At 56.6% G+C, this 24887-nt stretch carries 27 protein-coding genes and 2 pseudogenes; 14 read left to right on the top strand and 15 right to left on the bottom strand.

The window, feature by feature from the left end:
* Positions 1-129: 129 nt before the first annotated feature.
* The 11 genes and pseudogenes from MK6180000_RS12250 to MK6180000_RS12200 form a co-directional block, all read right to left on the bottom strand.
* Complete coding sequence (locus MK6180000_RS12250; protein ID WP_138934998.1) at positions 130-2559, bottom strand: heavy metal translocating P-type ATPase; 2430 nt, start codon at positions 2557-2559, stop codon at positions 130-132.
* 170 nt (positions 2560-2729) lie between these two features.
* Positions 2730-3398: a methyltransferase family protein gene (locus tag MK6180000_RS12245; protein WP_138934997.1), complete on the bottom strand. Its 669-nt coding sequence runs from the start codon at positions 3396-3398 to the stop codon at positions 2730-2732.
* Positions 3399-3402: 4 nt separating this feature from the next.
* Positions 3403-4476 carry a YncE family protein gene (locus tag MK6180000_RS12240; protein WP_138934996.1) on the bottom strand — a complete coding sequence of 358 codons (1074 nt, stop codon included), beginning with the start codon at positions 4474-4476 and terminating at the stop codon, positions 3403-3405.
* A gap of 469 nt (positions 4477-4945) precedes the next feature.
* Positions 4946-5254 carry a hypothetical protein gene (locus MK6180000_RS12235; RefSeq protein ID WP_138934995.1) on the bottom strand — a complete coding sequence of 103 codons (309 nt, stop codon included), beginning with the start codon at positions 5252-5254 and terminating at the stop codon, positions 4946-4948.
* 285 nt (positions 5255-5539) lie between these two features.
* Positions 5540-6175, bottom strand: coding sequence for an RNA polymerase sigma factor (locus tag MK6180000_RS12230; protein ID WP_138934994.1), 636 nt, complete (start codon positions 6173-6175; stop codon positions 5540-5542).
* A 52-nt stretch (positions 6176-6227) separates the two neighbouring features.
* The gene (locus tag MK6180000_RS12225) at positions 6228-6557 is read right to left on the bottom strand and encodes a hypothetical protein (protein ID WP_138934993.1); all 330 of its coding nucleotides are present in this window, start codon (positions 6555-6557) and stop codon (positions 6228-6230) included.
* A gap of 515 nt (positions 6558-7072) precedes the next feature.
* Positions 7073-7306 carry a hypothetical protein gene (locus MK6180000_RS12220; RefSeq protein ID WP_138934992.1) on the bottom strand — a complete coding sequence of 78 codons (234 nt, stop codon included), beginning with the start codon at positions 7304-7306 and terminating at the stop codon, positions 7073-7075.
* Positions 7299-7985: a TVP38/TMEM64 family protein gene (locus MK6180000_RS12215; RefSeq protein ID WP_246040506.1), complete on the bottom strand. Its 687-nt coding sequence runs from the start codon at positions 7983-7985 to the stop codon at positions 7299-7301. The genes MK6180000_RS12220 and MK6180000_RS12215 overlap by 8 nt, the downstream gene beginning before the upstream one ends.
* The gene (locus tag MK6180000_RS12210) at positions 7982-8353 is read right to left on the bottom strand and encodes a hypothetical protein (protein WP_138934991.1); all 372 of its coding nucleotides are present in this window, start codon (positions 8351-8353) and stop codon (positions 7982-7984) included. The genes MK6180000_RS12215 and MK6180000_RS12210 overlap by 4 nt, the downstream gene beginning before the upstream one ends.
* Positions 8354-8458: 105 nt before the next feature.
* Positions 8459-8842, bottom strand: a pseudogene (locus tag MK6180000_RS12205) (DUF302 domain-containing protein); the annotation flags it as partial.
* A gap of 179 nt (positions 8843-9021) precedes the next feature.
* Positions 9022-9615, bottom strand: coding sequence for an EF-hand domain-containing protein (locus tag MK6180000_RS12200; protein WP_171054612.1), 594 nt, complete (start codon positions 9613-9615; stop codon positions 9022-9024).
* 272 nt (positions 9616-9887) lie between these two features.
* On the opposite strand from MK6180000_RS12200, the gene MK6180000_RS12195 reads away from it, so the two are divergent.
* Entirely contained in the window at positions 9888-10766 is an 879-nt protein-coding gene (locus tag MK6180000_RS12195) for an NAD(P)/FAD-dependent oxidoreductase (RefSeq protein WP_138934989.1), read from the top strand.
* Positions 10767-10943: 177 nt separating this feature from the next.
* Here MK6180000_RS12195 and MK6180000_RS12190 read toward each other — a convergent pair whose 3' ends face one another.
* Positions 10944-11189, bottom strand: a complete 246-nt coding sequence (locus tag MK6180000_RS12190) for a hypothetical protein (RefSeq protein ID WP_138934988.1) — start codon at positions 11187-11189, stop codon at positions 10944-10946.
* A gap of 74 nt (positions 11190-11263) precedes the next feature.
* Between MK6180000_RS12190 and MK6180000_RS12185 the strand changes: the two genes are divergently transcribed.
* Both MK6180000_RS12185 and MK6180000_RS12180 read left to right on the top strand, forming a co-directional pair.
* On the top strand, positions 11264-11470 hold the full coding sequence (locus MK6180000_RS12185) for a heavy-metal-associated domain-containing protein (protein WP_138934987.1): 207 nt from the start codon (positions 11264-11266) through the stop codon (positions 11468-11470).
* 267 nt (positions 11471-11737) lie between these two features.
* Positions 11738-12208 (top strand): annotated as a pseudogene (locus MK6180000_RS12180) (proton-conducting transporter transmembrane domain-containing protein); the annotation flags it as partial.
* 230 nt (positions 12209-12438) lie between these two features.
* Here MK6180000_RS12180 and MK6180000_RS12175 read toward each other — a convergent pair.
* The 3 genes from MK6180000_RS12175 to MK6180000_RS12165 all read right to left on the bottom strand — a co-directional run bounded on the left by MK6180000_RS12175 (position 12439) and on the right by MK6180000_RS12165 (position 14683).
* Entirely contained in the window at positions 12439-13026 is a 588-nt protein-coding gene (locus MK6180000_RS12175) for a cobalamin biosynthesis protein CobQ (RefSeq protein WP_138934985.1), read from the bottom strand.
* 4 nt (positions 13027-13030) lie between these two features.
* Positions 13031-13729 carry a DsbA family protein gene (locus MK6180000_RS12170; RefSeq protein WP_138934984.1) on the bottom strand — a complete coding sequence of 233 codons (699 nt, stop codon included), beginning with the start codon at positions 13727-13729 and terminating at the stop codon, positions 13031-13033.
* A gap of 654 nt (positions 13730-14383) precedes the next feature.
* A complete protein-coding gene (locus MK6180000_RS12165; RefSeq protein ID WP_138934983.1) occupies positions 14384-14683 on the bottom strand; it encodes a hypothetical protein in 300 nt (99 codons plus the stop codon).
* 182 nt (positions 14684-14865) lie between these two features.
* On the opposite strand from MK6180000_RS12165, the gene MK6180000_RS12160 reads away from it, so the two are divergent.
* The 11 genes from MK6180000_RS12160 to MK6180000_RS12110 all read left to right on the top strand — a co-directional run bounded on the left by MK6180000_RS12160 (position 14866) and on the right by MK6180000_RS12110 (position 24863).
* Positions 14866-15588, top strand: a complete 723-nt coding sequence (locus tag MK6180000_RS12160) for a response regulator (RefSeq protein WP_138934982.1) — start codon at positions 14866-14868, stop codon at positions 15586-15588.
* Positions 15588-16979 carry an ATP-binding protein gene (locus tag MK6180000_RS12155; protein ID WP_138934981.1) on the top strand — a complete coding sequence of 464 codons (1392 nt, stop codon included), beginning with the start codon at positions 15588-15590 and terminating at the stop codon, positions 16977-16979. The genes MK6180000_RS12160 and MK6180000_RS12155 overlap by 1 nt, the downstream gene beginning before the upstream one ends.
* Positions 16980-17248: 269 nt before the next feature.
* The gene (locus MK6180000_RS12150) at positions 17249-17653 is read left to right on the top strand and encodes a hypothetical protein (RefSeq protein WP_138934980.1); all 405 of its coding nucleotides are present in this window, start codon (positions 17249-17251) and stop codon (positions 17651-17653) included.
* 75 nt (positions 17654-17728) lie between these two features.
* Positions 17729-17950, top strand: a complete 222-nt coding sequence (locus MK6180000_RS12145; RefSeq protein ID WP_138934979.1) for a hypothetical protein — start codon at positions 17729-17731, stop codon at positions 17948-17950.
* Positions 17950-19413, top strand: a complete 1464-nt coding sequence (locus MK6180000_RS12140; protein ID WP_138934978.1) for a TolC family protein — start codon at positions 17950-17952, stop codon at positions 19411-19413. The genes MK6180000_RS12145 and MK6180000_RS12140 overlap by 1 nt, the downstream gene beginning before the upstream one ends.
* An 11-nt stretch (positions 19414-19424) precedes the next feature.
* Positions 19425-20783, top strand: a complete 1359-nt coding sequence (locus MK6180000_RS12135) for a multicopper oxidase family protein (RefSeq protein WP_138934977.1) — start codon at positions 19425-19427, stop codon at positions 20781-20783.
* Positions 20784-20829: 46 nt separating this feature from the next.
* Positions 20830-21555 (top strand): copper-binding protein, encoded by a 726-nt coding sequence (locus tag MK6180000_RS12130; RefSeq protein ID WP_138934976.1) that lies wholly within the window; start codon positions 20830-20832, stop codon positions 21553-21555.
* Between the two features lie 95 nt (positions 21556-21650).
* The gene (locus MK6180000_RS12125; RefSeq protein ID WP_138934975.1) at positions 21651-22091 is read left to right on the top strand and encodes a c-type cytochrome; all 441 of its coding nucleotides are present in this window, start codon (positions 21651-21653) and stop codon (positions 22089-22091) included.
* A gap of 296 nt (positions 22092-22387) precedes the next feature.
* Positions 22388-23356, top strand: a complete 969-nt coding sequence (locus tag MK6180000_RS12120) for an endonuclease/exonuclease/phosphatase family protein (protein WP_212751901.1) — start codon at positions 22388-22390, stop codon at positions 23354-23356.
* 60 nt (positions 23357-23416) lie between these two features.
* A complete protein-coding gene (locus tag MK6180000_RS12115) occupies positions 23417-24619 on the top strand; it encodes a zinc metalloprotease (protein WP_138934973.1) in 1203 nt (400 codons plus the stop codon).
* Between the two features lie 70 nt (positions 24620-24689).
* Entirely contained in the window at positions 24690-24863 is a 174-nt protein-coding gene (locus tag MK6180000_RS12110) for a CsbD family protein (RefSeq protein WP_138934972.1), read from the top strand.
* The last annotated feature ends 24 nt before the right edge of the window (positions 24864-24887 follow it).

The raw sequence follows: 24887 nt of genomic DNA, 5'->3' as shown, positions 1-24887 counted from the left end.
ACACGCCCGGATCGGCGAAAATGAGTGGTGCGCCGGCTGTGTGCCGGTTCTTTTCAAGTTGTACGCTAGAAAAGCCCAAGCCTTCGCAAATCCGCGTGCGGATTGCGGGTACGTTGCCCGCCAAAGCGTTCATAATTTGACCCGCTTCAACAGTTGCGCGTTGATCGCCACCACGACCGTGCTTGCCGACATCAGTATCGCGCCCACGGCGGGTGTGAGCAAGATACCCCATGGCGCAAGTACACCGGCGGCAAGCGGAATGGCAAAGATGTTGTAGCCGGCTGCCAGCCATAGGTTCTGCTTCATCTTGCGGTATGTAACCCGGCTCAGTGTGATAATACGGGGGATGTCGCGGGGGTCCGATCGCACCAGCACGATATGCCCAGCCTCGACGGCTACGTCAGCCCCAGCGCCGATCGCAATCCCAATATCGGCGGTGGCAAGGGCGGGTGCGTCATTAACTCCATCTCCGATCATTGCCACCTTCTTGCCCTGCGCCTGTAACTCACGAATTTTGGACGCCTTGTCGTCGGGCAGCACTTCCGCGAACACGGTGTCGATGCCAAGTTCTTTCGCGACCGCATCGGCCACCGCCTGTGCGTCGCCCGTCAGCATGGCGACCTCAATGCCCCGTTCATGCAGAGCCTCGATGGCTTCGCGACTCTCATTGCGGATCGCGTCCGCTACTGCGTAAACGGCCAGGGCCTTGCCATTCTGGACGAGATAGATCGCCGCCTGGCCATGGCTTGCCGCCGCATCGGATGCTGCCTGAAGCGCCGGTGGAACAGTGACCTTTTCCGCCTTAAGTAGCGCCGGACCGCCCATATGGTACTCTACGCCGTCGATCGTGGCGGCAACGCCCTTGCCGGTGATCGCGCGGAAACCATCGGTTGACGGGACCGCGATGCCTTTGTCCTCCGCGGTCTTCACGATCCCTCGGGCGATCGGATGCTGGGACTCGGCTTCAATACCGGACGCGATGCGAAGGGCCTCATCCTCCGGCAGGCCTTCCGCGACGGACATGGCGACGATCCGAAACTCGCCCAGCGTCAATGTTCCGGTCTTGTCGAATACCACAGTATCAAGATTGCGGGCCTCCTCGAGCCCGCGACGATCCCGTACCAGAAGGCCGTTGCGGGCCCCCAGCGTCGTAGAGATGGCCACCACCAGCGGCACCGCCAACCCTAGAGCGTGCGGGCAGGCGATCACCAGAACCGTCACCATCCGCACCACAGAAAAGTCTATCTCCGCCCCTGCCAGTTGCCACGCGGCGAAAGTTACGACGGCAGCGACGATCGCTACAACGGTCAGAAGCCGGGCTGCGCGGTCGGCCAGATGCTGTGATCTGGATTTGGACGTCTGCGCATCGGCGACCAATCGCATGATGCCGGACAACTTGGTCTTGTCGCCCGTACCGGTGACCTCGATGCGCAGGGACCCCTCGCCGTTGATCGTAGCGGCGATCACTTCGTCGCCTTCCCCTTTTTTCACAGGCCTCGATTCACCAGTGATCATCGCCTCGTCAATATCGCTTGTCCCTTTGCGCACCACGCCATCCGCGGGAACGCTCTCACCCGGGCGCACCAACAGCAGGTCACCGTTCTGCAAGGCGCTGATGTTAACCTTTTCCTCGCCCGCATCGGTGATCCGCGTTGCGGTGTCAGGCAATAGCTTTGCCAGCTCTTTCAGAGCGCCTTGGGCTTGGTTGATGGATCGCATCTCGATCCAGTGGCCGAGCAGCATAATCGTGACCAGGGTGGCCAACTCCCACCACAAAGCACTCGAGTCAATTAACCCAAGCTGAACGACCCATGAAAACACGAAGGCAACCGTGATGGCGAGCGAGATCAGGGTCATCATCCCCGGCAGCCGGTCTCTCAGTTCCTGCCACGCGCCTTGCAAGAAAACCAGACCGCCGTAAAGAAAGACAGCCGTAGAGAGCACAGCCGGCATCCAGCCCGATCCGGGGAATGCCGGGGCTTGGTAGCCAAGCAAGTCTTGGATGTGGGCAGACCAGATGACTACCGGAACAGTGACAGTCAGGGATAGCCAGAAGCGGTCCCGGAACATCGCGGGAGAGTGGCCCTGGTGCTTGTCATGGCTTTCGTGGCCCTCATGGCCGGATGGTTTTTTCGGCTTGTCGGTTTGCTTGTCAGCTGAATGCTTCGATGAATCCGACGCCGAGTCGTCGTGTTGGTCATGCCCTGCATGTGCGTCGCGCGTGACGGTAGAGACATCGGCTTTTGACTTCGGCTCGACGGATTGGACTGCTACATCCTGTTTGCGCTCGTCTATGTGGCCTTGACGATTTTCGGTGGGCGCATCTTCGGCAACGGCCACATCCTCAGCGGGTTTGGCGGATTGCAGGCCAAGCTCGCGCACAGTCGATTTGATTTCGGCAACCGCAACGCGGGTTTCGTCATAGCGGACCGTGGCGTTTTCCGCTGCGAAGTTCACCGTAACGCTTTCAACGCCGGGCACCTCGCCAATCCGACTTTCCACTTCGTCGAGGCTCCATACCGACAACATGTCGCCCACTTTGATTACGCTCGTTTTCATTGTGTCGTCCTTCCCTGGGTGCCAAGTGTGGCGGCTGTGGACTCATCACCCCGCATCACAAGCGCCGGCGGTGACGCTTGATCGACGCCTGATTCTGCGTCGCGCAAACCTCTAGACGGCCGAGTTGTGAGGAAGGCATCATCCGAGTTGGCAATGATCGGCATGGTGCTTCACGCTGCCTCATCATCACTCCTATCTCGTGACGCCGCGGCGAGTTGACGCCAACGACCCCAACGAGGGATGAACATTGGCACTCGCTGCTGATAGGCGCGGTACGCCTCGCCGAACTGTTTGAGGACCTGCTGTTCCTCACGCCGAGCCAGCCATGTGTAAACAAGCACGATCACTGGAAAAAGGCCGACCGAGAAAAACGTAGGCCAATGGACCACGCCTTCTCCAAACAGAGCAATAAATAGCCCTGTGTACTGAGGATGTCGCACATACGCATACAAGCCGTCTGTCACCAGACGGTCGTCGCCTCGCGCCTTGTGAACTTGACGCCAGCCCTGAGCAAAAAGTCCTATACCCATGAAGGCGAGCGCATAGCCAAGCAACATTGAGATCATCATGCCGGTTTCGCCGAGCCCTACCAAGGAAGACCATAGGCTGGCGCTCATATACTCGCTGTCCAGACCGAAAAACCGCACCAGCAGATAGACGGTGAGCGGAAACCCGTACATTTCTGCATAAAGCGCGATGATAAAAGCCTGAACCACCCCAGCGCCGACCCATTCTCGCCAGTTCTTTGGCGCGAAATAGCGATAGAAAAACCAAGACACCAAGACGGCAACGATCAGTGTGAGGCCCCATGCTCCAGCATGGTTAAACGATTCATTCATGGGTTTATCCATCTATATCGCGGCTGATTACTGTCATTTGGTGCGCTTCACCTTCGACCGGGAATTCGCCCACGGCACTCAGTGTCGCCTCATCGACAATCCAGACCTTTGGTTCGACTCGAGATGAGACATAGAGTGTGCCCGTCCCTGGGACATTGATGAGATGATATGGCTCCGGGGACAGGGGCGCGAACGCGATGGCCCCGGTTGAGAGCGCAACCGTCGCAATCTTGTCTTCGCCACGACCTGCGACAAACAAGGTCGTGCGATCATCCGACAGATCCAGCCCGTGCAACTCGCCGCCAATGTCAAAGCTGCGTGTGACGGAGCCGTCATTCAGGGATAGTTCCAGCACTTTACCCGCATCTGCGTCGGCGGCGTAAAGCACGGCTTTATCCGCATCGACGACGATGTGTTCGGGTCCAGAGCCGGTCACCATGTTGCGCCGGACGATTCCGCGTTCAAGATCGACTTCGCTGATCGTTCCGTTGCCAGCGTTTGAAACATAAACAAGGCTCGGGTCTGGCCCGAAGGCTGCGTAGTTAGGAATACTGCCCGTCGGTACGAAAGCTATCAGCTTGAAAGTCGTAAGGTCGATGACGGAAATCCCGTCGCCCGAAGGATGGGTCGCCACAGCAAATCGGCCATCGGGCGACACTGCGGTATGGTGGACAGCCCCCGGAACTTCGATCCGGCGAAGGATTTCGCCCGACGCTGCATCCAAGATACTCAGAATGCTGATACCCGCATCAGCCGGGCCGATCGGCTTGTCTGCGGGCTTGGCGTGGTGCGCAGCATGTTCGTCGTCAGACACATCTTCGGGCTGGGTCAATTCGACAATCGCCTCGCGATCGGTTTCGGCATAGCTGCCCGCGACAAGATAGGGCACGCCGGGCGCTCCCGACAGACCATGCACCGCCTCAAGCCCGGTAATCCTCTTCATCGCTTCGCCAGTTTCAGCGTTGACCATAAGGACCGTGTTAGCGCTGCCCTCCGGCACAAATACGATGGATTGAGCGACCGCCATTGTAGTTGTCATCATCAATGCCGCGATTGCGGTGGCTAATGTCTTGTGCATCAGAATTGTTCCTTCGAGCTTCTTTTGGCTTTCTCGGCGGAGCATTTGACGCTCGCCAAAACTATCATTTCATTGCGCCGCCAGATTCCGCACCCTGTAAGCAAGAGAGACAGACCGGTCGCAATAAAGAGCAGAATGGATGTCATGTTGGGCCTCCGTGAATTTCATCAACCTGAGCGAGTGACGGGGTTTCGGCGGATCAACGGCCGCCGCAACACCCGCCAGATTGATCGCTGGGGATATCTTTGACTGCAGAGCCTGGCTCAACTGCTGGAACAGTTTTGCGATTCTCAGTCGTGGTGCTTTTCGGGGCGTCAGATGTCGACCCGCAGCAACAGCCGCTTTGCTTCTGGTCTTCTGTCTTGGTTGTCGTGTTCGCCGTCGAGCCCATGTTCATATCCTCCATTTGGAATTGGTTTCTGTTGGATATAGACGCGCGGGGTGGCCCGGCATTACACGCGTCGAGAACTCAGGTTTTTGCATCGCCCTTTAAATGACAGGCGCAGCCCGCCAGGCCGTGCTGTGGGCAGATCATCTGCATCTCCCCAAATCGGTCTTTCAGGCTCCGACGTCCGAGTGCAAGATGCTTGGTCACCTCGTTCAGGCTGATCCCCTGAATGTCAGCAACAGCCTTGGGCATCGCCCCCTCTAGATCCACGGCGCGAACAATGTTCGCCTGTTCCGGTGGAACCGTAGACAAAAGCAAGTCAAAACAGTCGCTTATCAGCGCTTCAAGCTCATCATCGCGGGTTGGATCTGAATTGCCGGGCAATTTCACAAGCCTGTTCCCAATGCACCGTTACAACAGAGCGTTCGCGGATTAGGTTTTCTACTCGGCGAAACGGTACTTCTGAAGCGATATCGCCCCGTCCGGCGGACCCCACGAAACCTCAACAGCAGGTCGTGCAGTTCAGGTTCGCGATGGTTCCATAGCGGTCCGGTCATTTGCGCCTCCCGAAAAAGGTGTTGTTGAATAAAAGACGCACACCGTGACCTTTCCTTACTTTTAAAAAGTTTCGCAAAATATCATATCTCAGGTTTTTCGCGAAACGCTGTGCAACACTCATAAACTGCGCAGCATTTCAGCCCGTGATGGGGTTGGGACCGACAGGGGCTGGACGTCGCGGGAATGATCACAGTCACACTCCATGAAGCCGCCCTCGCCGCAAACCGGGCAGATCTCCGCGATCCGCTTCTTCAAATCGGCTCGTGAGCGATGAATGCGTACGCCCAATGCGTTCAGGCTGACCCCCAGGTCAGCCGCGACCTGCTTGCGCGGCTCATCTTGCAAGTCCAGACGTGTCAGCAATTCGGCTTGTGCAGGCGGCAATTCATGCATGGCTGCAGCTATGCAACTGCAGGAGGGCGCATCGGACTCTTCTGCCCTTGATTCCATGATGTGGGCCTCGATTGCGTAAGCCTCTGCTCCACGATTACGGCTCCCTTGGCGCCGATAGTGATCGGTCAGGGTGTGCCGCAGGGTGATGCCCAGCCAGGCATCCAGTCGCTCGCCAGTCTTGATAGATGCGTGACTGCGCAGCACCTTGATGCAGAAGTCATGAAAAACGTCCTCGGCGTCCTGCGGAGAGTTCAGACGTTTGCGAAGATACCCCAGAAACTTCTTACGGCATTCGATAAGCTTTGCCTCGGCGCCACGGCGCGAGACCTCCGTCATTAGGAGTTTTGGTTCAGCGAACATGTTTCGCTCCTTTCACATAGTGTCGTGCAGCACCGGAATCCGATGCTGGGCGTTAAACCTGTGAAAGATTTCGAGGTGGCTGAAAGGGGAGGTACCCTGCGCGAGACGGTTTAACGCGCATCAAACGGGGGAAGTCTTGCGCACTTTCGCGACGCGTCAAAGCCAAGCCGTCACTGGGCATAATCGCAAGAACGCAGCTAAGTCCACCGTGACAAGCTGTGTCCGGCACGGACTGCACGAAGACGGCATTGACCGCATCGGTGCCCACGACCAAAGCGATATCAGGTTGCGTCGAAGGGTCGTGATGGTCAATTTCCGGTGAAATTGCTAAAGCAGAGAGAACAATAACCATGACAGCGGCGGTGACTGTCACCGCACGCATCCATACGCCCCAATTCTTCTGCACTGACCTGAACATAGTTCCTACTTTTGACGTGCGATGCCTCGTTTATAGCTGCCCGCGCTATGGTTCACTTTGATCTGGGTCAATATTCAAGCTGACCTACAGCCGGGTATGACGCGCAAAGCGAACCTTTTCTGGCTCGTCTGTTCAAAGCGGTGCTGACGTCAGACACGCCTACTATGCAAGCGCGCAATTTAGCAGAGATATCGATTGGGACGCAGTGCTCGTCGGCCTCCGTTCAATCCACTGTTACACCGACGGCAAGTGCGGTCACGCTTGGGCGCTCCGCAGGAGCGATGAAATCAAATCGGACCCTTTTATGCTCCTCTGCCCAGTTTTTTTGTTTTATAAACCCAGCCCTTTCTCATGCGGGAACCGCTGTTGGTTGACTGGAGAGCCCGAGAAGACGAACCCCCAAAAGGATCATCGGTGCCGAGAGCCTTTGTCCCATCATCAGCCTCCAATTTCCGAAAATGTAGCGCATGCTCTGCGATTTACCCTGTCAGGGCAAATATCCCAGAGCCGATCATCACGCCGGTGCCCGTCGCGATCGCTCCGGATATTGTAATGCTGTTCGCCTCGTATTGTGACGCCATCTTAACTGTCCTTTCGCGGGGTTCCGGCGTGCCCTTCGTCGCGACCAACTGCTCAATCCCCAAGTTGTCCGAGAAATGTCGGAAACCGGGCTTCCGGAGCAGTACGCGGTCGATAATCACGCATTCAGTCATCGCGCAGCTGTTTCCTGCGCCGGTCCCTTACCGCAACGATGACAAGAGGCGTCAGCGTCAGCGCACCCAAGCCGATGGCGGCCCAGACGGCGTGCCCCGGCTCTCCACTGACGGCTTCTTCTCCGAAATGGGCCAGAACAAAACTGGCCGGAATGATCCCGGCGAGAGTCGCCAATGCAAAGCGCCAGAAATGCAGACGACTGAACCCGGCTGCGTAGCTGACAATGTCGAAGGAAATGAATGGCATTAATCGGCTGGCAAAAACCGTGAAGGTTAGCGCATTCTGAGACCCAAGCCAGCCCTTGTCCACCTTATCGCCCAACCACCGGGTCAGTACGTCACGCCCCAGAAACCTTGCCAGCCAGAAGGCGACCAATGCGCCGAGTTCCGCACCGATGACGATATAGACAGTTCCCAAGGTATGACCGTATGCGGCACCGGCGGCCAGAGCGATCGGCGCACTTGGAATGGGCGTCGCGACAATCGCGACGGTCATCAAGGCAATGATGAGGATTGGGCCCCACGCGCCCGCGGCGTTTACCCAGTCGGATATGCGCTCGCCATCAAGGTTCTCGGCAAGATGGGACAGGGGGCCGAAGAACAAGGACACGGCAGTGAGGACGATGACAGCTACAAGGACCACTTTTGTGGTCGTTCCCATCGAGAGCCTGCGCGTCATTGAACACAACTTACGACAGAAAGATAGCGACGGGAAGTGAAACTGTAGGCGAATCGAAAACGGCGCAGAACGGCAATGATAGCTTCGGAATAGTCGTGGCTAATGCCGCGTCGTACCGCAGAAATAGCCAGACGGCAGGGGCCGCGAACCCCAGCAGTAAGCCAAGCAGGTTTCAGAGCAGTCCGGCAAGCGCCAAAGCCGATATAGGCACCACCGATCAATGCAAACGTAAGTGCGGCAATCGCCACAGAGGCGTCTTTAAGCACCGACAGGTGGACGGGCAAAAGGGGAATGAACAGGCCCAAGCCGACGGAGCTTGCACCAGCCTTCTGGACAGGCGCGGGGGTCTGAACTCCATCATCTGTCATGCTGCGACATCTCCGTCGTCCGCCCGGTTTCGTGTTCAATTACCTCCAACCCTGATGAATTCGGTCATCGGAGGGAATAGGCGTTGCCGAGAGATGTTTTTGTAAGGCGGCGTCCACAGCGGCACGCATCATGTCCCGCACCTCGCCTGCGACCTTGTGCAGCTGGTCATTGTCGATGGCCTGCATGGATGCCACGGGATCGATGGCACTGATCTCGGTACCGCCGGGCACTTCGCGCAGAATCACATTGCAGGGCAGCATCGCACCCACTCGCGGCTCTATTCTGATCGCCTTATGCGCCATTTCTGGGTTGCAGGCCCCAAGGATGCGGTAAGGCTCCATCTCCGCGCCAATCTTCTTTTTCATCGTTGCTTTGACATCGAACTCGGTCAGAATCCCGAAGCCATTTTCGGCCAACGCATCACGGATGCGTAGTTCGGCGTCATCGATGCCAATATCTTCTAGGATGCGGTCATAGGTATAACCCAATTCGATTTCCTTTCAATTATTTGAACAGGTATTTGGCCAGCGCCAAGACCCCCAGCACGACCAAGATGATGATGAGCAGCATCCAGAAGCCACCCCATTCCGAAACCCATCATGTCGACCTCCTATTCCTATTCGCGAAGAGGTGGCGTCACGTCAGCCGTGGGCTGACGCCGCACTCCTTAATTATCGCCGGAATCGTCCGCATTGTTCATTTCAGACCCCATGCCTTGACCATCGCCGGGCTGACCTTGCATCTGCCCCATCATGCCGGAATGCATCTTCTGCATCCGCTCCATTTTCTTGGCTGGCGCGGTCATTTCGTCGCTGGTGATGGCGCCGTCGCCGTCCGCGTCAAGATGCTGGAACTTGTCCACCATTTTCTCGCGGATCATCGCACTATGCAGCGTCTCGAACTCGGCAATCGACAATGTACCGTCGCCATCGCTGTCATACTCGGTCAGCTTGGCCTGCATCTGCTCGCGCATTTCCTCGAGTGTCACGTTGCCGTCGCCGTCGGCATCAAGCATCTGCATCATCGCGCCGCCCATCATACCAGACCCCATTCCGCCCATCTTGTCGCCATGCATCTGGTGCATCTTCTGCATCATGCCGGACATATCGCCCATCATACCGGAACCGCCGCCCTGCATCATCATACCGCCATCAGCGGGCTTTGCTTTCGCGCCGTGGCCGTGGCTATTTTGCGCATAGGCCGCACCGCCGAGTGCCGTTGCGGCAGCTAACGAGAGGGTGAGAATGAAGCGTTGTGACATGGGGATCTCCTTTTCAACTGTCATGCGTTTGACATAGGCATCTCACATTGAGCTTGCATGGCTTAGCCGTGAATTATTTTGTAACGCTTTGTAGATGGGGGGGGGGGGGTCGGGCGGTTTTTTGCCGTACCAAAAAGGCTTTGAGAAGAGGGGCGCCAGCGGCATGCAGAAACGTTTGATTGATGATATGGATCAGAGATTTTCATTGAAGCGTTCGTGGGCTTGGCCGAGTTCGCACTGCAGAAAGAGCCCATTAAAGTAGAAAGCCGAACATGAAAGACTGCATCATCGTGGGTGGCGGCCCTGCGGGACTAACCACCGCGCTTTATCTTGCTCGATTCCTCCGCAGCGTCATGGTTTTTGACGCAGAGGAAGGACGGGCTCGGATGATCCCGGAAACGCACAATCTGTCGCCCTTCCCAGACGGAATTTCAGGTCGTGCTCTGCTTGATCGGATGCGGTCTCATGCCGAACTCTATGGTGCCGAGATTATAACTGAGACGGTCAGCACGGTTGAAAAGAAAGACGATGTGTTCCACGTCACGACCGATTACCGGGTCGAGGTCGCGCATAATATCATCTTCGCCTCCGGAGTCGTTAACCGTCGCCCGCCGCTGTCGAGCAGCAGCCACGATCAGGGTTTAAAGCGAGGGTTGATCCGCTATTGCCCCGTCTGCGATGCTTATGAGATCCGTGGCAAGCGTGTCGCCGTCCTCGGCAATGGTGCGCATGGATTTGCCGAGGCGCGCTTCCTTCGCGACTATTCCCCAACGGTTACGTTGGTCCCGCCTGACGGCTCTCGGGCCAAGGCAAAGGACGGTATAGGCGTTCTGGAGTCACCAATGAAAAGTTTGGCGTTGTCAGACGCGCATGTCATCGTCACGCTTGAAGGTGGCGAGACACGGCACTTTGACACGCTCTATGTCGCGTTGGGGACGACAGCATGTTCAGATCTCGCGGACAGGCTTGGCGTCCATCTTAGTGAAGACCGTTGCGTTGTCAGTGACGCCAAGCAGAAGACCAGCATTGAAAGGGTTTACGCTATTGGGGATGTTACAGACGGGCTTGATCAAATCGCAAGTGCGATGGGCCAGGCCGCCTTGGCCGCAACGGCGATCCACAACGATCTGCCAAGGAGAATACTTGGATAGGCATTAATAACATCGCTCAAATAATAAGAGCCTGGAAAACGGAACTCTTGTCTGAACAGCCTTAGTTCGCAGTGGAAGGTACAATTACCTCATTTGACCTTGTTCGACTGTTCCGTGGAACCAATGTCGCGCTGTGCTATCGGGATTGTTTCCCGAAAACCGAGACAACCATTGTAACTATCGATACGGGATAATTTCTGCGGCATGAATGACTTCACTCCGGAAAACAGCCGCTCTGGTGCTGGGCTTAGGAATGCGGTTCTGGTCAGCTTTGTTATCATGGATGGTGGAAAAATTGGTTTCGAAAAACCCAAAGCTAGCAGTTGCAGAACAATTATCCAAGACATTGACGGCCAGGAATGAGCATTGTTTTTCAATCTGCTGATGATCGCCTCGGATCAGAGGATTATCTAATTTCTTCAATCCATAACCTTCACCTCCTTGACCTTCCTGTGCGGGAACGCCCCATCTGTTAGACAATGTAAAGGAGAGCCCCCATGACCAGATTCGATGTTCCCGAGATGAGCTGCGGGCACTGCACAGCGGCGATTGAAAAGGCAATCAAGGCGATAGACCCGACCGCAAAAGTGACCTGCGATACCGACGCGCGTAAAGTCGACGTCGAAAGTATTCTGAACGCGCGCGCCCTGACCGAGGCGATCCGGAGTGCCGGGTATGACGTCACGACAGTCGCGTCGATCTGAAACGAGACCAGCGCCCGGACATTCGGGCGCCAGTTCAGTGTTGCCAGTTTCGCACTCGCTTATTCGCTGTTGCGAGCTTGATCGATCAGCGTCTCCAGCTGATTTTGCTCAATGAAGCCGGGGATGAGGTTGTCGCCGAGCGACAAGTAATGGCGTGCCATTGAAACCCAAAGCCTGTGGTAGCAGCATTGATTCGTCGATATGATTCTGGATATCGGATGCCTCCATGTCGGACCGCAGCTTAGCGATATCTAGGTCGCTCTTTGGCAGCATGATCTGCGACGGCTGGTCGGATGGTCTCCCGTGGTCCAAGCAGGCTATGTCTTGACGGCCGTTGCTCTCGTTGGGCAAAGTGACGATGCAGTCATGGCGCTTCTGACTCCTCTGCTGTCCCATGCCATCGGCAATGTTGCCGCGTTTTCCGGTGTGGTGCATCTGCGCGGCTGCACCAAAATTGAAAATTATGCGGGTATGGCCCGACGCCAGCCTGCAGCGGCCCCAATTCAGGTATTGGCGTTGCTGTCGCAGACAGACATCCCGCTATTGATCGGTTTTGTCGGCAAGATCACTCTGTTCATGGCGACGATAGAAGGCGGTTTCGTTTGGTTGGCGCTGGCCGCAACCGCTAATACTATCGCGTCACTGTTCTACTCTGCGCGGGTTATGGGGTGGAAGTATTTCGATCCGCCCGGAGAGCAAATCGAAATGCTAGGTAGAACCAGTGCCGTCGCGATGTAGATCGCAGGCATCCTTACGCGGGCGGTGACGCCGTTGGCGGGGTTGATCCCTGAAACTTCGATGCCGCTACGCTCTTGCCCATTGGCTAGTTGCAGTTGTGAGTAACTTGATTTAGTCCTGAGGGTCGAAACACCTAGGCATCAAAACGCAGATGCTGTTCATGTCGTTGTCGACCATCAGTCGCGATCGACACGCAGCTTCTGCGTCGCCATCTAGGTTGACTTCTCATCTCAGCCCATGCCGTGAAGTCCGTGAAAGGTCCCCGTCAGAAGAACTGACAGAATAACCGGCGCTGAAACTGCCAGCACCAAGATGCGTTCTAGGGGACTACGGAGCCGCCACAGCAGGAAACAGGTGAGTACAAGCACCAAACCGAACTCGAACATCGTAAAAATGCTGCCGTAGTACCTTGTGTCCCAATAGCTAATTGGGCTTCGGAATACCCAATCCGTGAGTGGCCAGAACTGGCGGCGCGCGTCATCGTGATGAGTCAGAAAATCCGCGAAGGCGTGCAGCACTCCTGAGCCTGCGAAGGCGCGCAATAGGATTGATCCGCGCCAGACCGCAAGACCGAACAGACTACCCCAGACGAAGAACCCGTGATCAATGGCGAAGATGGCTTGCCAGACATCTGAAAAGTAGAGCTGCCCGAACACCTCATGCTCGGGAATCCCTAAAAGCCGCGTGCTCCAAAACACCATCACGAACATGGGAACGTCCGGCGCGAGCCCGCCAAGCAATGCAGCCACAAGGACCGTTGGAGCCATGGGACGCGCAAAGACTGCGGCTCCGAGCAGCATGTGCGACGGTGTGTTCATGGTTTCAGCACGCTACTTGGGGCATTGAATGCTCGTCGGTAATGATACGCCTTAGAAGCGGTGTCGGCAGTGCCCCCAGAATCACCGTGTGCCCGACAACAAGCCCCGGTGTTCCAACGAAACCGAAGACGTCGGCCAGCGCGCGCGTGCGGTCCAGTTCGGCCTGCACCTCGGGAGAGTTCATGTCCTTCACCAATTTGTCGGTGTCGAGGCCGACGCTGGATGCGATGGCGAGAACGGAGCGTTGGTCAGCCAAAAACGGCGTACGCATAAACCGTCGTCGCAAAGGTTGCTGCAATCCCTGCCGCGCAGCGGCCACTGATGCTCGTGCTGCAAGCTCCGAAGATGGACCAAAAATCGGTAGCTCATGTTGAATTATGCGGATCGTGTCGGGATCGGTCGCCATGATGTCATCAAGGTCACGCTCTATCGCGCGGCAGTATGGGCAACGAAACTCGCTGAAATAGGCGATGGGAACAACATCCTGAGAGATCGCAGTCCCAAACAATGCGCCACAAAGGTCGGACTTGACTGCGGCGGCGCGTGCCCGCCTGGCCTCGGCGTCTCCGTTCGGCGCATCGAGGCCGATGAAGGCCGCGGACGCCCCCGATATCTCTCGCCCGGATTGCACAGTCCGAAACGGGGGTAGTGAATCGATGGCAAAGTACTTGGGACCACGACCGAGAACAAGATTCCAAGGCATGGCGCGCAGTCCGTATACAGCACCAACAATCCCACCTATGATCAGTAGATCCCGACGACTGGTCGTCACAGAACTGCTTCCAGCGGTTTCATCAGCCCTTGGTCATAAAACGGGATGACGTGATCGTTCGAGTTCCGGATACAGCCATTCGAGGCTGACGCTCCAATGGGCCAAAGATCCGTCGTGCCCTGGATCCGAAAATAGGTGTCGATCCAATTGATCAAGGCATGAGTCTCCAAGCGTCTATACGAAAAGACGTGACTTTTCTTCGCGTGTTTCATAGCTGACGTCCACATGGTAACTTTAATAGGGAGTGCTGCATTAACTAACATTCTGACTCCCTGCGCACGGGCAATTTTCAGATATACCTGTGTTGCGAGATAGTATGTCTACTTATGGTCCACAATCTGCAATGTTTTGGTTAACTGCCAGCCCATTCATATTAATGCAGCGGTCCCATCTCAGACAACGCCCGCACGGCATTGCGGGGATTTTTTGTAGCGCTTTGGAAAGCCAGAGCTGATCGTGCGGCCTTTTACCTTGCCGCGTTTTGGAGCTATCAAGCTTCGCGGGCGGTCGTGGGTTTATGCCCCGGCCGCCCGCATTCTCTTCAATTTACCTAGGACGCTCTCTGGCGCGATAGGGCATACTGCATCAGCGCTCGTTGCCGGCCTCCGGCGGAAGCGGGCCATTGGACTGCATATCGCGTCCCATGGTCATCTCACCCCTGGTTACGCTCTGGGAATGGGCGTCAGCGCGGTCAGGTTGAACCTTGCCGTCGATAAAGGCGCCGTTGTGCCCGACGCTGCCTTTCGTCATTACGCCTGAACTTGTCCCGGCGCTCGATGCAACAAATGGGTGATGGCCTGTTTTGAAGCCGTTATCTGCCTGGGCGACGCCGCCTGCGGAAATGGCGCCGATAAGTGCCAAGGCTTGGATGATATTGCTTTTCATTGTGAAGATTCCTTCTGCTCTCGTTGTCGATGACCCCAACTTGAGCATTGCAAAACCATTCGCAATGGGCCGCGCGGGCGGCTTTGTAATGGACTGTCACATGGGCAATCCATGATACGTTTCGTTACATTTTTCAGTCAATTAGCGGATACATCTCGGTTCAATGCCTATAATCTTGCTGCATGGCCGATCTGCATCATATCCTTATTGTCGACGACAGCCTTGAAATTCGAAATGCGGTCTCTCGCTATTTGGTGAAGAACGGGATGCGGGTTACGAAGGCCGAAAATGCGGCTGAAATGGATGCAGAATTGGCGAAGAGCCGGTTTGATCTGATCGTGCTGGATGTCATGATGCCGGGCGAAGACGGGCTTTCGGTGTGCCGGCGTCTGTCCTCAAATGGTTCAATACCTATTTTGATGCTCACGGCCCTTGGCGAAGAGATGGACCGCATTGTCGGCCTGGAAGTCGGCGCCGACGACTATCTGGCCAAGCCCTTTAATCCACGCGAATTACTGGCGCGCGTAAAGGCTATCATCAGACGTTCGTCCCGGCCCGAGGTGTTTGGCGGTACATTCACCGGAACGCGGGTCAGATTCGGGCATCAGACGTTGGATACCGACACGCGCGTGTTGACAAGTGATGAGGGCGCCGAGTCGCAACTCTCTGTCTCTGAGTTTAAGCTTCTGACAGTCCTTCTGGAGCGGCCGCGCCTCGTTCTAACGCGTGAGCAGCTTCTTGATCTAACTGCTGGGCGAACGCCCGGGCTGTTTGACCGGACGATCGACAATCAAGTCAGCAGGCTGCGACGCAGCGTCGAAAAGGACCCCATGCGCCCTAAGCTGATCACGACAGTGCGGGGCGGGGGGTATTGCCTGTCTACTGATGTCGAGGATGCAGGCTGATGCGCAGATTTCTGAGCAGCTTGCAGGGCCAATTGGTGCTGCTGATCATCGGCTCTTTGATGCTGGCACAAGCGATCAGCCTGTGGCTTTTCGTGGACGAACGCGGGCTTGCGGTTCGCGCGGCACTGGGGGCTGAGGCGGCGGGGCGGGCCGCGAACGTCGCCCGCCTGATCGAGGAAGCACCGCCGGAATTGCAGGCCTCGATCCTGCGCGCGGCTGACTCGCCGTTGGTGCGGTTTGACGTGACCTCCACGCCGACTGTTGATCATCTGAATCATGTAGATGGCGGCAGCGTCGAGGCGCGTATGCGCACGCTTCTGGGGCCGGGCGATGATCGCCCAATCCGGGTCGAACTGCACGAGGCCGACGGCACGTTGATGCCGATGTCCCATATCAACGCGGATGCCAGCAATCTGCATTTGCAAATGATGCAAGGCGGGCTGTCGTCGCTGGAAATGAGCGTGTCGGTTGGATTGCAGGATGGGCGGTGGCTGAATGTCGATACGCGGTTCAATCGACCTCCGCTGCAATGGCCGGTGATCTCGACCCTCAGTTTTGGCATCACCGCCGCTTTGTTGCTGATCGGTGCGGTATGGTTTCTTCTGAGTTGCCTTACTGGCCCGTTGAGGCGTGTGGCATCGGCAGCCGAAAGCTTTGGCAGAGGCGAGACGCCGGGCGCCTTGCCCGCAACGGGTCCGCGCGAGGTGCGCGATCTGACGGTCGCCTTTAACGACATGCAAGGCCGCCTGACCCGCCACATTGCAGACCGCACCAGAGTGCTGGCGGCGCTGGGACATGATCTGCGCTCGCCGCTGACGGCGCTACGTGTGCATGCCGAAATCGTCGATGAGGAGGACATTCGCATCAGCATGATTTCGTCCATCGAAGAGATGCAGGTTATGGTCGAATCCACCCTGGCATTCGCGCACGGCATGGCCACCTCGGAAGAAGCGCAGACTGTTGAAATGCGCGACTTTCTGAAGAGGCTTCAGCAGGACATGCATGATGGTTTTGAGGTCGGCGAGATCGACCAAGTAAATGTCCGGATGCGTCCGAACGCAATCCGCCGCGCCTTGCGGAATCTCATCGAGAACGCACAGCGATATGGGGGCGGTGCCACGGTGTCTGTTACGGACGTTGCAGAAACTATCGCTATCGAAATAGTCGATAACGGCTCGGGCGTTCCCGAAGCGGATCTGGAGCGCGTCTTTGAGCCTTTCTTTCGGCTTGAGAAATCACGCTCTCGCAATACGGGCGGGACAGGACTGGGCCTATCAATCGCCCGAACGATTGCCCGCGCCCATGGTGGCGATGTTCGTCTGGAGAACCGGCCAGATGGTGGGCTGTTGGCGGCGCTCGTCCTGCCGCGAAAGGGTGCGGACCAGAGTTAACTGCTATCAATGCGCCCGCAGGCAAGTGACCTGCGGGGCGCGTTCTTCTGGCGGCTCTGATCAGAACATGATGCGCGTGCCGACAACGATGGAAAACGCGTCCGATCACCCCACCACGGGGTCAGCTTTGCACGCCGACACGTGCCACTTGCGAAATTGAGTGCGATTTGAAAACCAACGGCAGTTGAAAGCCGACCTCACGAGAAGTTTGATGCCCACCGCCCTCCAATGGATTGACAGGTGTTCCGTTTACCCTGAAAATGCAATGTATGAAATCCAAGAAGACCATTGTTGCATGTATCAAGGCACTTTCACAGCTTGTGATCGTCTGCGCATTGTTGTTTTTGCCCACCTCCGCGACACACGCTGCGTCTGGCATGCACGGCGACCATCACGTCGCATCGGTCAGTTCCGACCAAATTGATATGGGTCATGCTCATGGCGCTGACTCATCAGATTCCATGCATGGCGAAAGTAACTCTGCCTCCAAAGACGGAGAACCAAATCAAGCGTCTGGGAAATGTTGCAACGGCATCTGCGTTTCGGTCGTACTCGAAGAGGCCGACGGTGTATTTGTCGAACGCACTGCGGCTGGCAGGTATCTAGTTTTGCACATGCAGGCGGCTTCGCTCGAAGCGTCCGATTTTCTACGGCCTCCCCAATCCCTGATCTGATCCAAGGCCCCTAACGGGGTCATCGCTTTCCGCATATTTGTGCGTGAACCCGAAGTCCATCAGTCAGGTTACATCATGAAAACCCATCTACTTATGGGGGCATCAGCCCTCACTCTTGGTGCATGTGCATACGAGCCTGCTCCGCTGCCCAACGTTACGGCACAACAGGCGGTCACCAACACGGCGATATCCTCACCAATCGGGTACCAGAGCCCCTTGGAGGGGTACACCTATCGCGGCCCCACCGGCCCGCGCGATTGGCGCTCGGTCAACCAAGAACAGTCGGAGGGCAACTGATGCGTCTGATGAACTTTTCATTGGTCGTCGGCTTTCCATTGGTCCTTGGCGCCTGCGCTACCGCGATCCCAGGCGTCTATTCAGAATCCAAGGCGGGTTTTGGCAATGTGGCGGGCCAGACATCTATGGCCATCGGAAAGCGCACTGCGTTCGCGCAAACACAGGCCGAAAACGAAGCACTGAACCGTGAAGTGCAAGGCATGGTGCAACGCAAGACGATTTCCGCTGACACAGCCGTTCAGGTCGCTTTGCTCAACAACAAGGGGCTGCAGGCCGCCTACGCAAATGTTGGTTTGTCGGCCACCGAGGCGTGGCAACAGGCGACGCCAGAAAATCCCGTGGTGTCTATAGGCCTGCTCGGCATCGGGGCTGCCGAACTGGGCGCATACCGTGCGATTGAGGGCATGATTGCGACCAACATTCTGGACGCCAAAACACGCAAGCAGCGGGTCGCACTGGCGGACGTAAATTTCCGGGCAGCGCAGCTGACAGCAGTGAACGAAACGCTGACACTCGCGAACCAAACCCGGCAGGCATGGATCAACGCTGTCGCCACCTTCGAGACGGTGAGCTACCTCAAGCGCGCCAAGGCCACATCCGACGCGGGGTCCGAACTGGCTCGCAAGTTGGGTGAGACAGGCGCGCTGAACAAGGCCGGTCAGGCGCGAGAGCAGGCTTTCAACGCCGAACTGGCGGGGCAGTTGGCGCAAGCGCGGATGAATGCAACCGGTGCGAAGGAAGAGCTTACAAGGCTCATGGGCCTTTGGGGAGCCGATGTGGATTACTACGTCCCTGATGCCTTGCCCGCATTGCCGCGTTCTGTCGGGCGCATGCCAAACATCGAGAGCAAGGCGCTAAACAACCGTGTTGATCTGCGCGTGGCAAAGCTGGGCCTCGAGGCGCAGGCAGCGGCCTTTGGGCTGACAGATCAGACTCGGCTGGTCACAGACCTCGAAATCATCGCTGGTTTTGAGGCGGAGCGAGAGGTCGAAGATGGAGAGAGGTCGACCGAAACCACCCCTCAGGTGGAGTTGGAGTTTGTCATCCCGATCTACGACACCGGCAAGGCCCGGATGCGAAAAGCCGAGTTGGCATACCTACAGGCGGCCAATGTCCTTGCCGAAAAGGCGGTAAATGTCCGCTCCGAAGCACGCGGCGCTGAGACTGCCTATCAGGCCTCCTACAAGATCGCGCGGCACTATCGCGACGTTCTGGTGCCGTTGCGCCAGACCGTCGAGGAAGAGGGTCTGCTGTCTTACAACGGCATGATCACCAACACCTTCGAGTTGCTGACCGATGTGCGCGAAAAACTCGGTGCATCACTCGAGTCTGCGAACGCAAAACGCGAATTCTTTATGGCTCAGGCTAATCTGACCGCCGCGATCTACGGCGGCGGCGCAGGCAGCGGCGGTGCCAGTGGGATGGGTGCAACACTTGCCGCTAGTGGCGGCGCAGGACACTGAAAGGATATGACATGTTGAATAGACGTCAATTACTCGGGGCCGGCGCCGCAGGAGCAGCGTTTGTCTCGTCCCAAGCATGGAGCAAGACCACGAATATGGGTCTACCTGACGCCGCCCAGAGGGATAGCGCAGCAACGTCGATCTCGCCGCGTCCGGCGTCGGGACCTGACTACAATCCGGTCGTGACGCTGAATGGATGGACGCTGCCACACCGAATGAACAATGGAATCAAGGAATTCCACCTCGTCGCGGAACCGGTGGAGCGCGAACTTGCCGATGGCATGATCGCACATCTTTGGGGCTACAATGGCCAATCGACCGGCCCGACGATCGAGGCCGTGGAAGGCGACCGCGTGCGTATTTACGTCACCAACAAATTGCCGGAGCACACCACCGTGCATTGGCATGGCATGATCCTGCCCTCAGGCATGGACGGTGTTGGTGGCCTCAGCCATCCCGGCATTCCGCCGGGAAAAACCTACGTTTACGAGTTTGATTTGATCAAGTCCGGCACGTTTATGTATCACCCGCACGCGGATGAGATGGTGCAGATGGCGATGGGAATGATGGGCATGTTTGTGGTTCATCCTAAAGACCCGACCTTTATGCCGGTCGACCGTGATTTCCTGATTATGCTGAACGCCTTTGACATCGATCCGGGGACATATGTCCCGCGCATCATGACGATGACGGACTTCAACCTCTGGACATGGAACAGCCGGATCTTTCCCGACATCGACCCGCTGGTCGTAAACAAGGGCGACAAGGTGCGCGTCCGCGTCGGGAACCTGACGATGACAAACCACCCAATCCACATGCATGGCTATGACTTCAAGGTCACCTGCACAGATGGCGGCTGGGTGCCGGAGGCCGCGCAGTGGCCCGAGGTCAGCGTCGATATCCCAGTGGGGGCCATGCGGGCCTATGAGTTCACCGCCGACCATCTGGGCGACTGGGCGATCCACTGCCATAAATCGCATCATACGATGAACGCCATGGGCCATGATGTGCCTACCTTCATTGGCGTGAACAAGAAGCCACTCACGCAGAAGATCCGGCAGTTCCAACCTGAATACATGCCGATGGGTACGGCGGGTATGGCGGATATGGGTAAAATGGAAATGCCGCTGCCTGATAACACTGTGCCGATGATGACCGGCTGGGGGCCATACGGACCGATCGAAATGGGCGGCATGTTTTCTGTCGTGAAGGTGAGGGATGGCATTGACGCAGACGATTACGCCGATCCCGGCTGGTACAAGAACCCTCCGGGCGAACAGGCCTATGAATGGACAGGCGAGTTGCCTGAATTTGCCTCTAACGACAGCCCCCAAACCATTCTTACACCCAAACCAACTTCGAATGGCTGACTGGCCATTTGATCCAATTCCTCAACAAAATCCAAAGGAAATACTGATGAAGAATCTACTTTTGACAACTGCGCTGACGATCACCTTGGCGGCTCCAGTTTTTGCCTCGGGTAGCCACGATGGCGGACATGATACGGACAAGGCCGAGGGTCAAGCCGTGATGTTGATCGGCATGCCGGGTGATCCCGCCAAGGTCGACCGCACCATTGACGTCTCAATGAGCGAGACCGATGACGGCGAAATGCTGTTCGAGCCGCGCAAGTTGGAAATCGAGACGGGCGAAACGATCCGGTTTAATATCGTCAACGAGGGCGGAACTGAGCATGAGTTTGTCCTCGATACGATGACGGGCAATGCGACGCACAAGGAAATGATGGCGAAGATGGAGATGGAGCACGATGATCCCAACTCTGTCCGACTCGACGTCGGCGCCTCCGGCGAAGTGGTGTGGACGTTCTCAAACGCAGGCACGTTCGAATTTGCCTGCTTGATTCCCGGCCATTACGAATCCGGCATGCACGGGCCAATCACTGTGGGAGATAAAATGGCGCAGGCCGATGTGGAATACACCACCGGCACGATCAAAAAGATCGACGCCAAGGCGGGCAAGGTGACCATTATTCACGGCCCGCTAGTTAATCTCGATATGCCCGGAATGACGATGGTGTTCCGCGCCGACGAGGCAGCGATCGCTAAAATGTCGGAAGGTCAGGATATCGAATTTGTCGCGGATCGCGTCAACGGCAAGCTGACCGTCACTCAGATGAAATAATGCAATGCGGAGGCGGCGATGCGTATCGCCGCCTCCGCCATTTGCCGCCATGGGAGAACTCACATTCGAGAGCTAAAAAAGAAAGAGTCGCAAGAATGAAGTGGGGAGCGATAGTATTTGCCGTGATCGCGTTGGTCGCAGGTGCGTGGTATCTGACGCAGTCGGGAAATGAGGGGCGGCCAGCTGCCTCTGAAAAGCCTGCGGAGCTGCCCGGTGACGCGATTGCCTTTGTATCGGTGCCCGCAACTTTCTCACAAAAAGAACAGATTGGTAGTCGAGCCTACGACGCTGTTTGCGCAGCCTGTCATGGAGAGAATGCGCAAGGAAAACAGGGAGTCGCACCTCCGCTCGTCCACAAGATTTATGAGACTAACCACCATGGCGACATGTCGTTCGTCCTTGCTGCGCAAAACGGCGTCCGCGCACATCACTGGAGATTCGGCAACATGCCTGCCGTGAAGGGAGTCACCCAAGAGGACGTGTTGGACGTCGTCGCCTACGTGCGAGCGTTGCAGCGGGAAAATGGCATCAAATAATTACCAACGAGGACAAGCGCGGCTTCCCTCAGTGCGATGGCCGTGCCTGGTATCCTTTGGCTCACGCGGTGGTGCCCCGCAAGGATGCCAAGCTCTCGAAGAGCTGATCCATGAGCACAATCTGAACAATGGGCTTCTTCGACCGAATACATCTATAAGAAGGCATGGATGGCTCGGTTAAGTATGTTCACCTCTTCTACTTGTCTCTTCTAGTGCTCCTATGGTGCATAGCGATCGGCCTTGTATTGGTGACGTTCATACCAATGGTAAACACCAATACCTGGTGGATACGGTTGATGGACTTTCCCCGCATCCAAATTGCTGTGGTGGCCGGGATCGTTCTTGTTATCGGTTTGTTCATTTCCGGCCCTAGTCGAGTGCTCATCCCACTCTTGATGATGGCGGTTGGTTTTTATCAGGCTTGGCGGGTTTATCCCTATACCATGCTCGCAAAACCGGACCTTGAGCTCGCAGCTGGCGGTGAGGAGTCCATTAGGATCCTTTCGTCCAATGTTCTTATGGAGAACGACCGTCACGGCGATCTTATTGACATCATCACCAAATTCGATCCTGATATTCTTCTTTTGATGGAGACTGATCAGATCTGGCTTGAGGCGCTTGCCCCTGTCCTCGGCGAATATAGCACTGTGGTTCGCGAACCGCGCGATGACCACTACGGCATGGTCTTCGCAACACGACTCGACGTTAACGAAGCGCGCATCGTCTATCTGACATCTGAGGACACGCCCTCCATCTTTGCGCAGATGCAAGGCCCGAATGGCACGAAGTTCAGGTTCGTGGGCCTACATCCGCGTCCCCCGGTCCCCGGAGAGAGCACGAAAGAACGGGACGCTCAGATATATTATGCCGCAAGGTTCGCTCGGAAGGCCGACGTTCCTTTGATCGCGGCAGGTGATTTCAACGATGTCGCCTGGTCGGACACATCGCGGACATTCAAACATGTCGGGCAATATCTTGATCCACGGATCGGCCGCGGCTTCTTCTCCAGCTTTGACGCCAAGAAATTCTGGCTGCGCTTTCCGATCGATCAGGTGTTCGTCACGGAGGATGTGGCCGTTGTGTCATTAGAGCGTCTCCCATTTATCGGGTCGGACCATTTTCCGATGGCCACCACGGTCAGGCTCGACAGCAGCATAGCCGACAGGCTGAACAGCACGCCTGAACCGATCTCTGAGGATGAACAGAAGCTTATCGAAGATTCGATTGTTAAGACGCGCGATATGCTTGGTCATTCGAAATTGTAGGTCCTTCCTGAACCTGAAGTGAAAATGGAAGCATTAATTTGGCGAGCCGAAGGACACGAGATGGACTTTGATCAGGATAGAAAATCACACAAGGAAGGTCACTCGCCATTCACCGTCGGCGTTATGAAAATGGAGGTCGAAGGCCGGGACGCGAAGCTCTTCCACGACGTTGTGGCGCGCTCCGTTATCAAACTTGAGGCCGCTTTGGCGCATGTGCCCCGTCTGAGCACTAAATCCCTCGCTTTTGCGGGACCGCATTTGACACCAAGGGCCGGTAAGTACGCGCCGCTCGATTTCTTGGAAGTCGGTCTTGCCGAGAAACTGGAGCGCGATCTGCCGTTCTTGCTGATCGTCACCGAGGTTGACCTCTCGTCCTCGTCACTCGCCTACACGCTCGCGTTGCCGAGTCGGCTGACGAACATTGCAATCATCTCGACGCGCCGCCTTGACCCCGGGTTCTGGGGCTACGCACCCGATCCTGAGAAGGCCGCGACGCGTCTGGCAACGCTGATGCTGCACAGCTTTGGTCATCTGGTTGCACTCAAGCACGAGCGTGATCCTGCCAACGTCATGTATCCGCTCGAAGGTGTCGAGGACCTTGATCACATGAGGCAGTTGACCAAAGCACAACAGGAGCGGATCGCCCACATGTTGCCGCAGGAGGCCAACGAACGCTCCACGCGTGACGGTAAGCTGGTGTTCGCCTGCCGGATCCTTATTCAGGATGCGGGCGCGATCACGCGGGCAGTCATGCGCGCCAACCCGTTTCGCCTGCTTACCCGTATGCCAACCATGCTGGCGGCGGCCCTGTCGGTGATCATCGTTCTGTTGTTCAGCGCGGAGACATGGGATGTCGCCCATGCAGTGACAGTTTCACAGATTGTCCTCTTCTCGATCATAAGTCTGGCGGCGGCCGTATTCGTCCTTTATCGCGCTTTCGCCTTTAACACGTTGCTCAGTCGGGACAGGCGGATTACGGAATCCAGCGTCGTCACGATCGCCGTGACCTTCTTGTCGCTGCTGCTGACCCTTCTGGTCATGTTCATGTTCTTCGGGGGCCTCATGTATTTCGGCATTCTTACCGTTTTTCCCCAGCAGTTAATGGAAAGCTGGCCCGGTGCGGGAGAAGCTACAACCGCACTCGATCATCTGAAACTCAGCCTTTTTCTAGCGGCAATGGGCGTGCTTGCAGGATCACTCGGAGGGCGATCTGACAGCCGCGATCTGGTTCGGGGTGTCCTGTTTATCTTGGAAGACACGTGATTTCGTGGGGAACCCCGACAGGTTCCACAAGTTGAGTTGCCATAGCAATCACTCAATCATGGAGATGAAAATGGCGAATGAAGATCAAGTAAAAGGCAAGGCCAAGGACGTTGGCGGCAAGATCAAAGAAGAAACTGGCGATGCTATCGGCGACGACAAGATGAAGCGCGATGGCCAAGTCGATCAGGCCGAGGGTAAGGTCCAAAAGGGTGTCGGCGACGCCAAAGACAAGTTGTCGGACTGACCACCGATAAAGAGGCCCAGTTCG

The sequence above is a fragment of the Roseovarius arcticus genome (assembly GCF_006125015.1).
GTDB classification, from domain to species: domain Bacteria; phylum Pseudomonadota; class Alphaproteobacteria; order Rhodobacterales; family Rhodobacteraceae; genus Roseovarius; species Roseovarius arcticus.
Note: the sequence above shows the minus strand (reverse complement) of the source record. Positions and strands in the feature narration are given on the sequence as shown.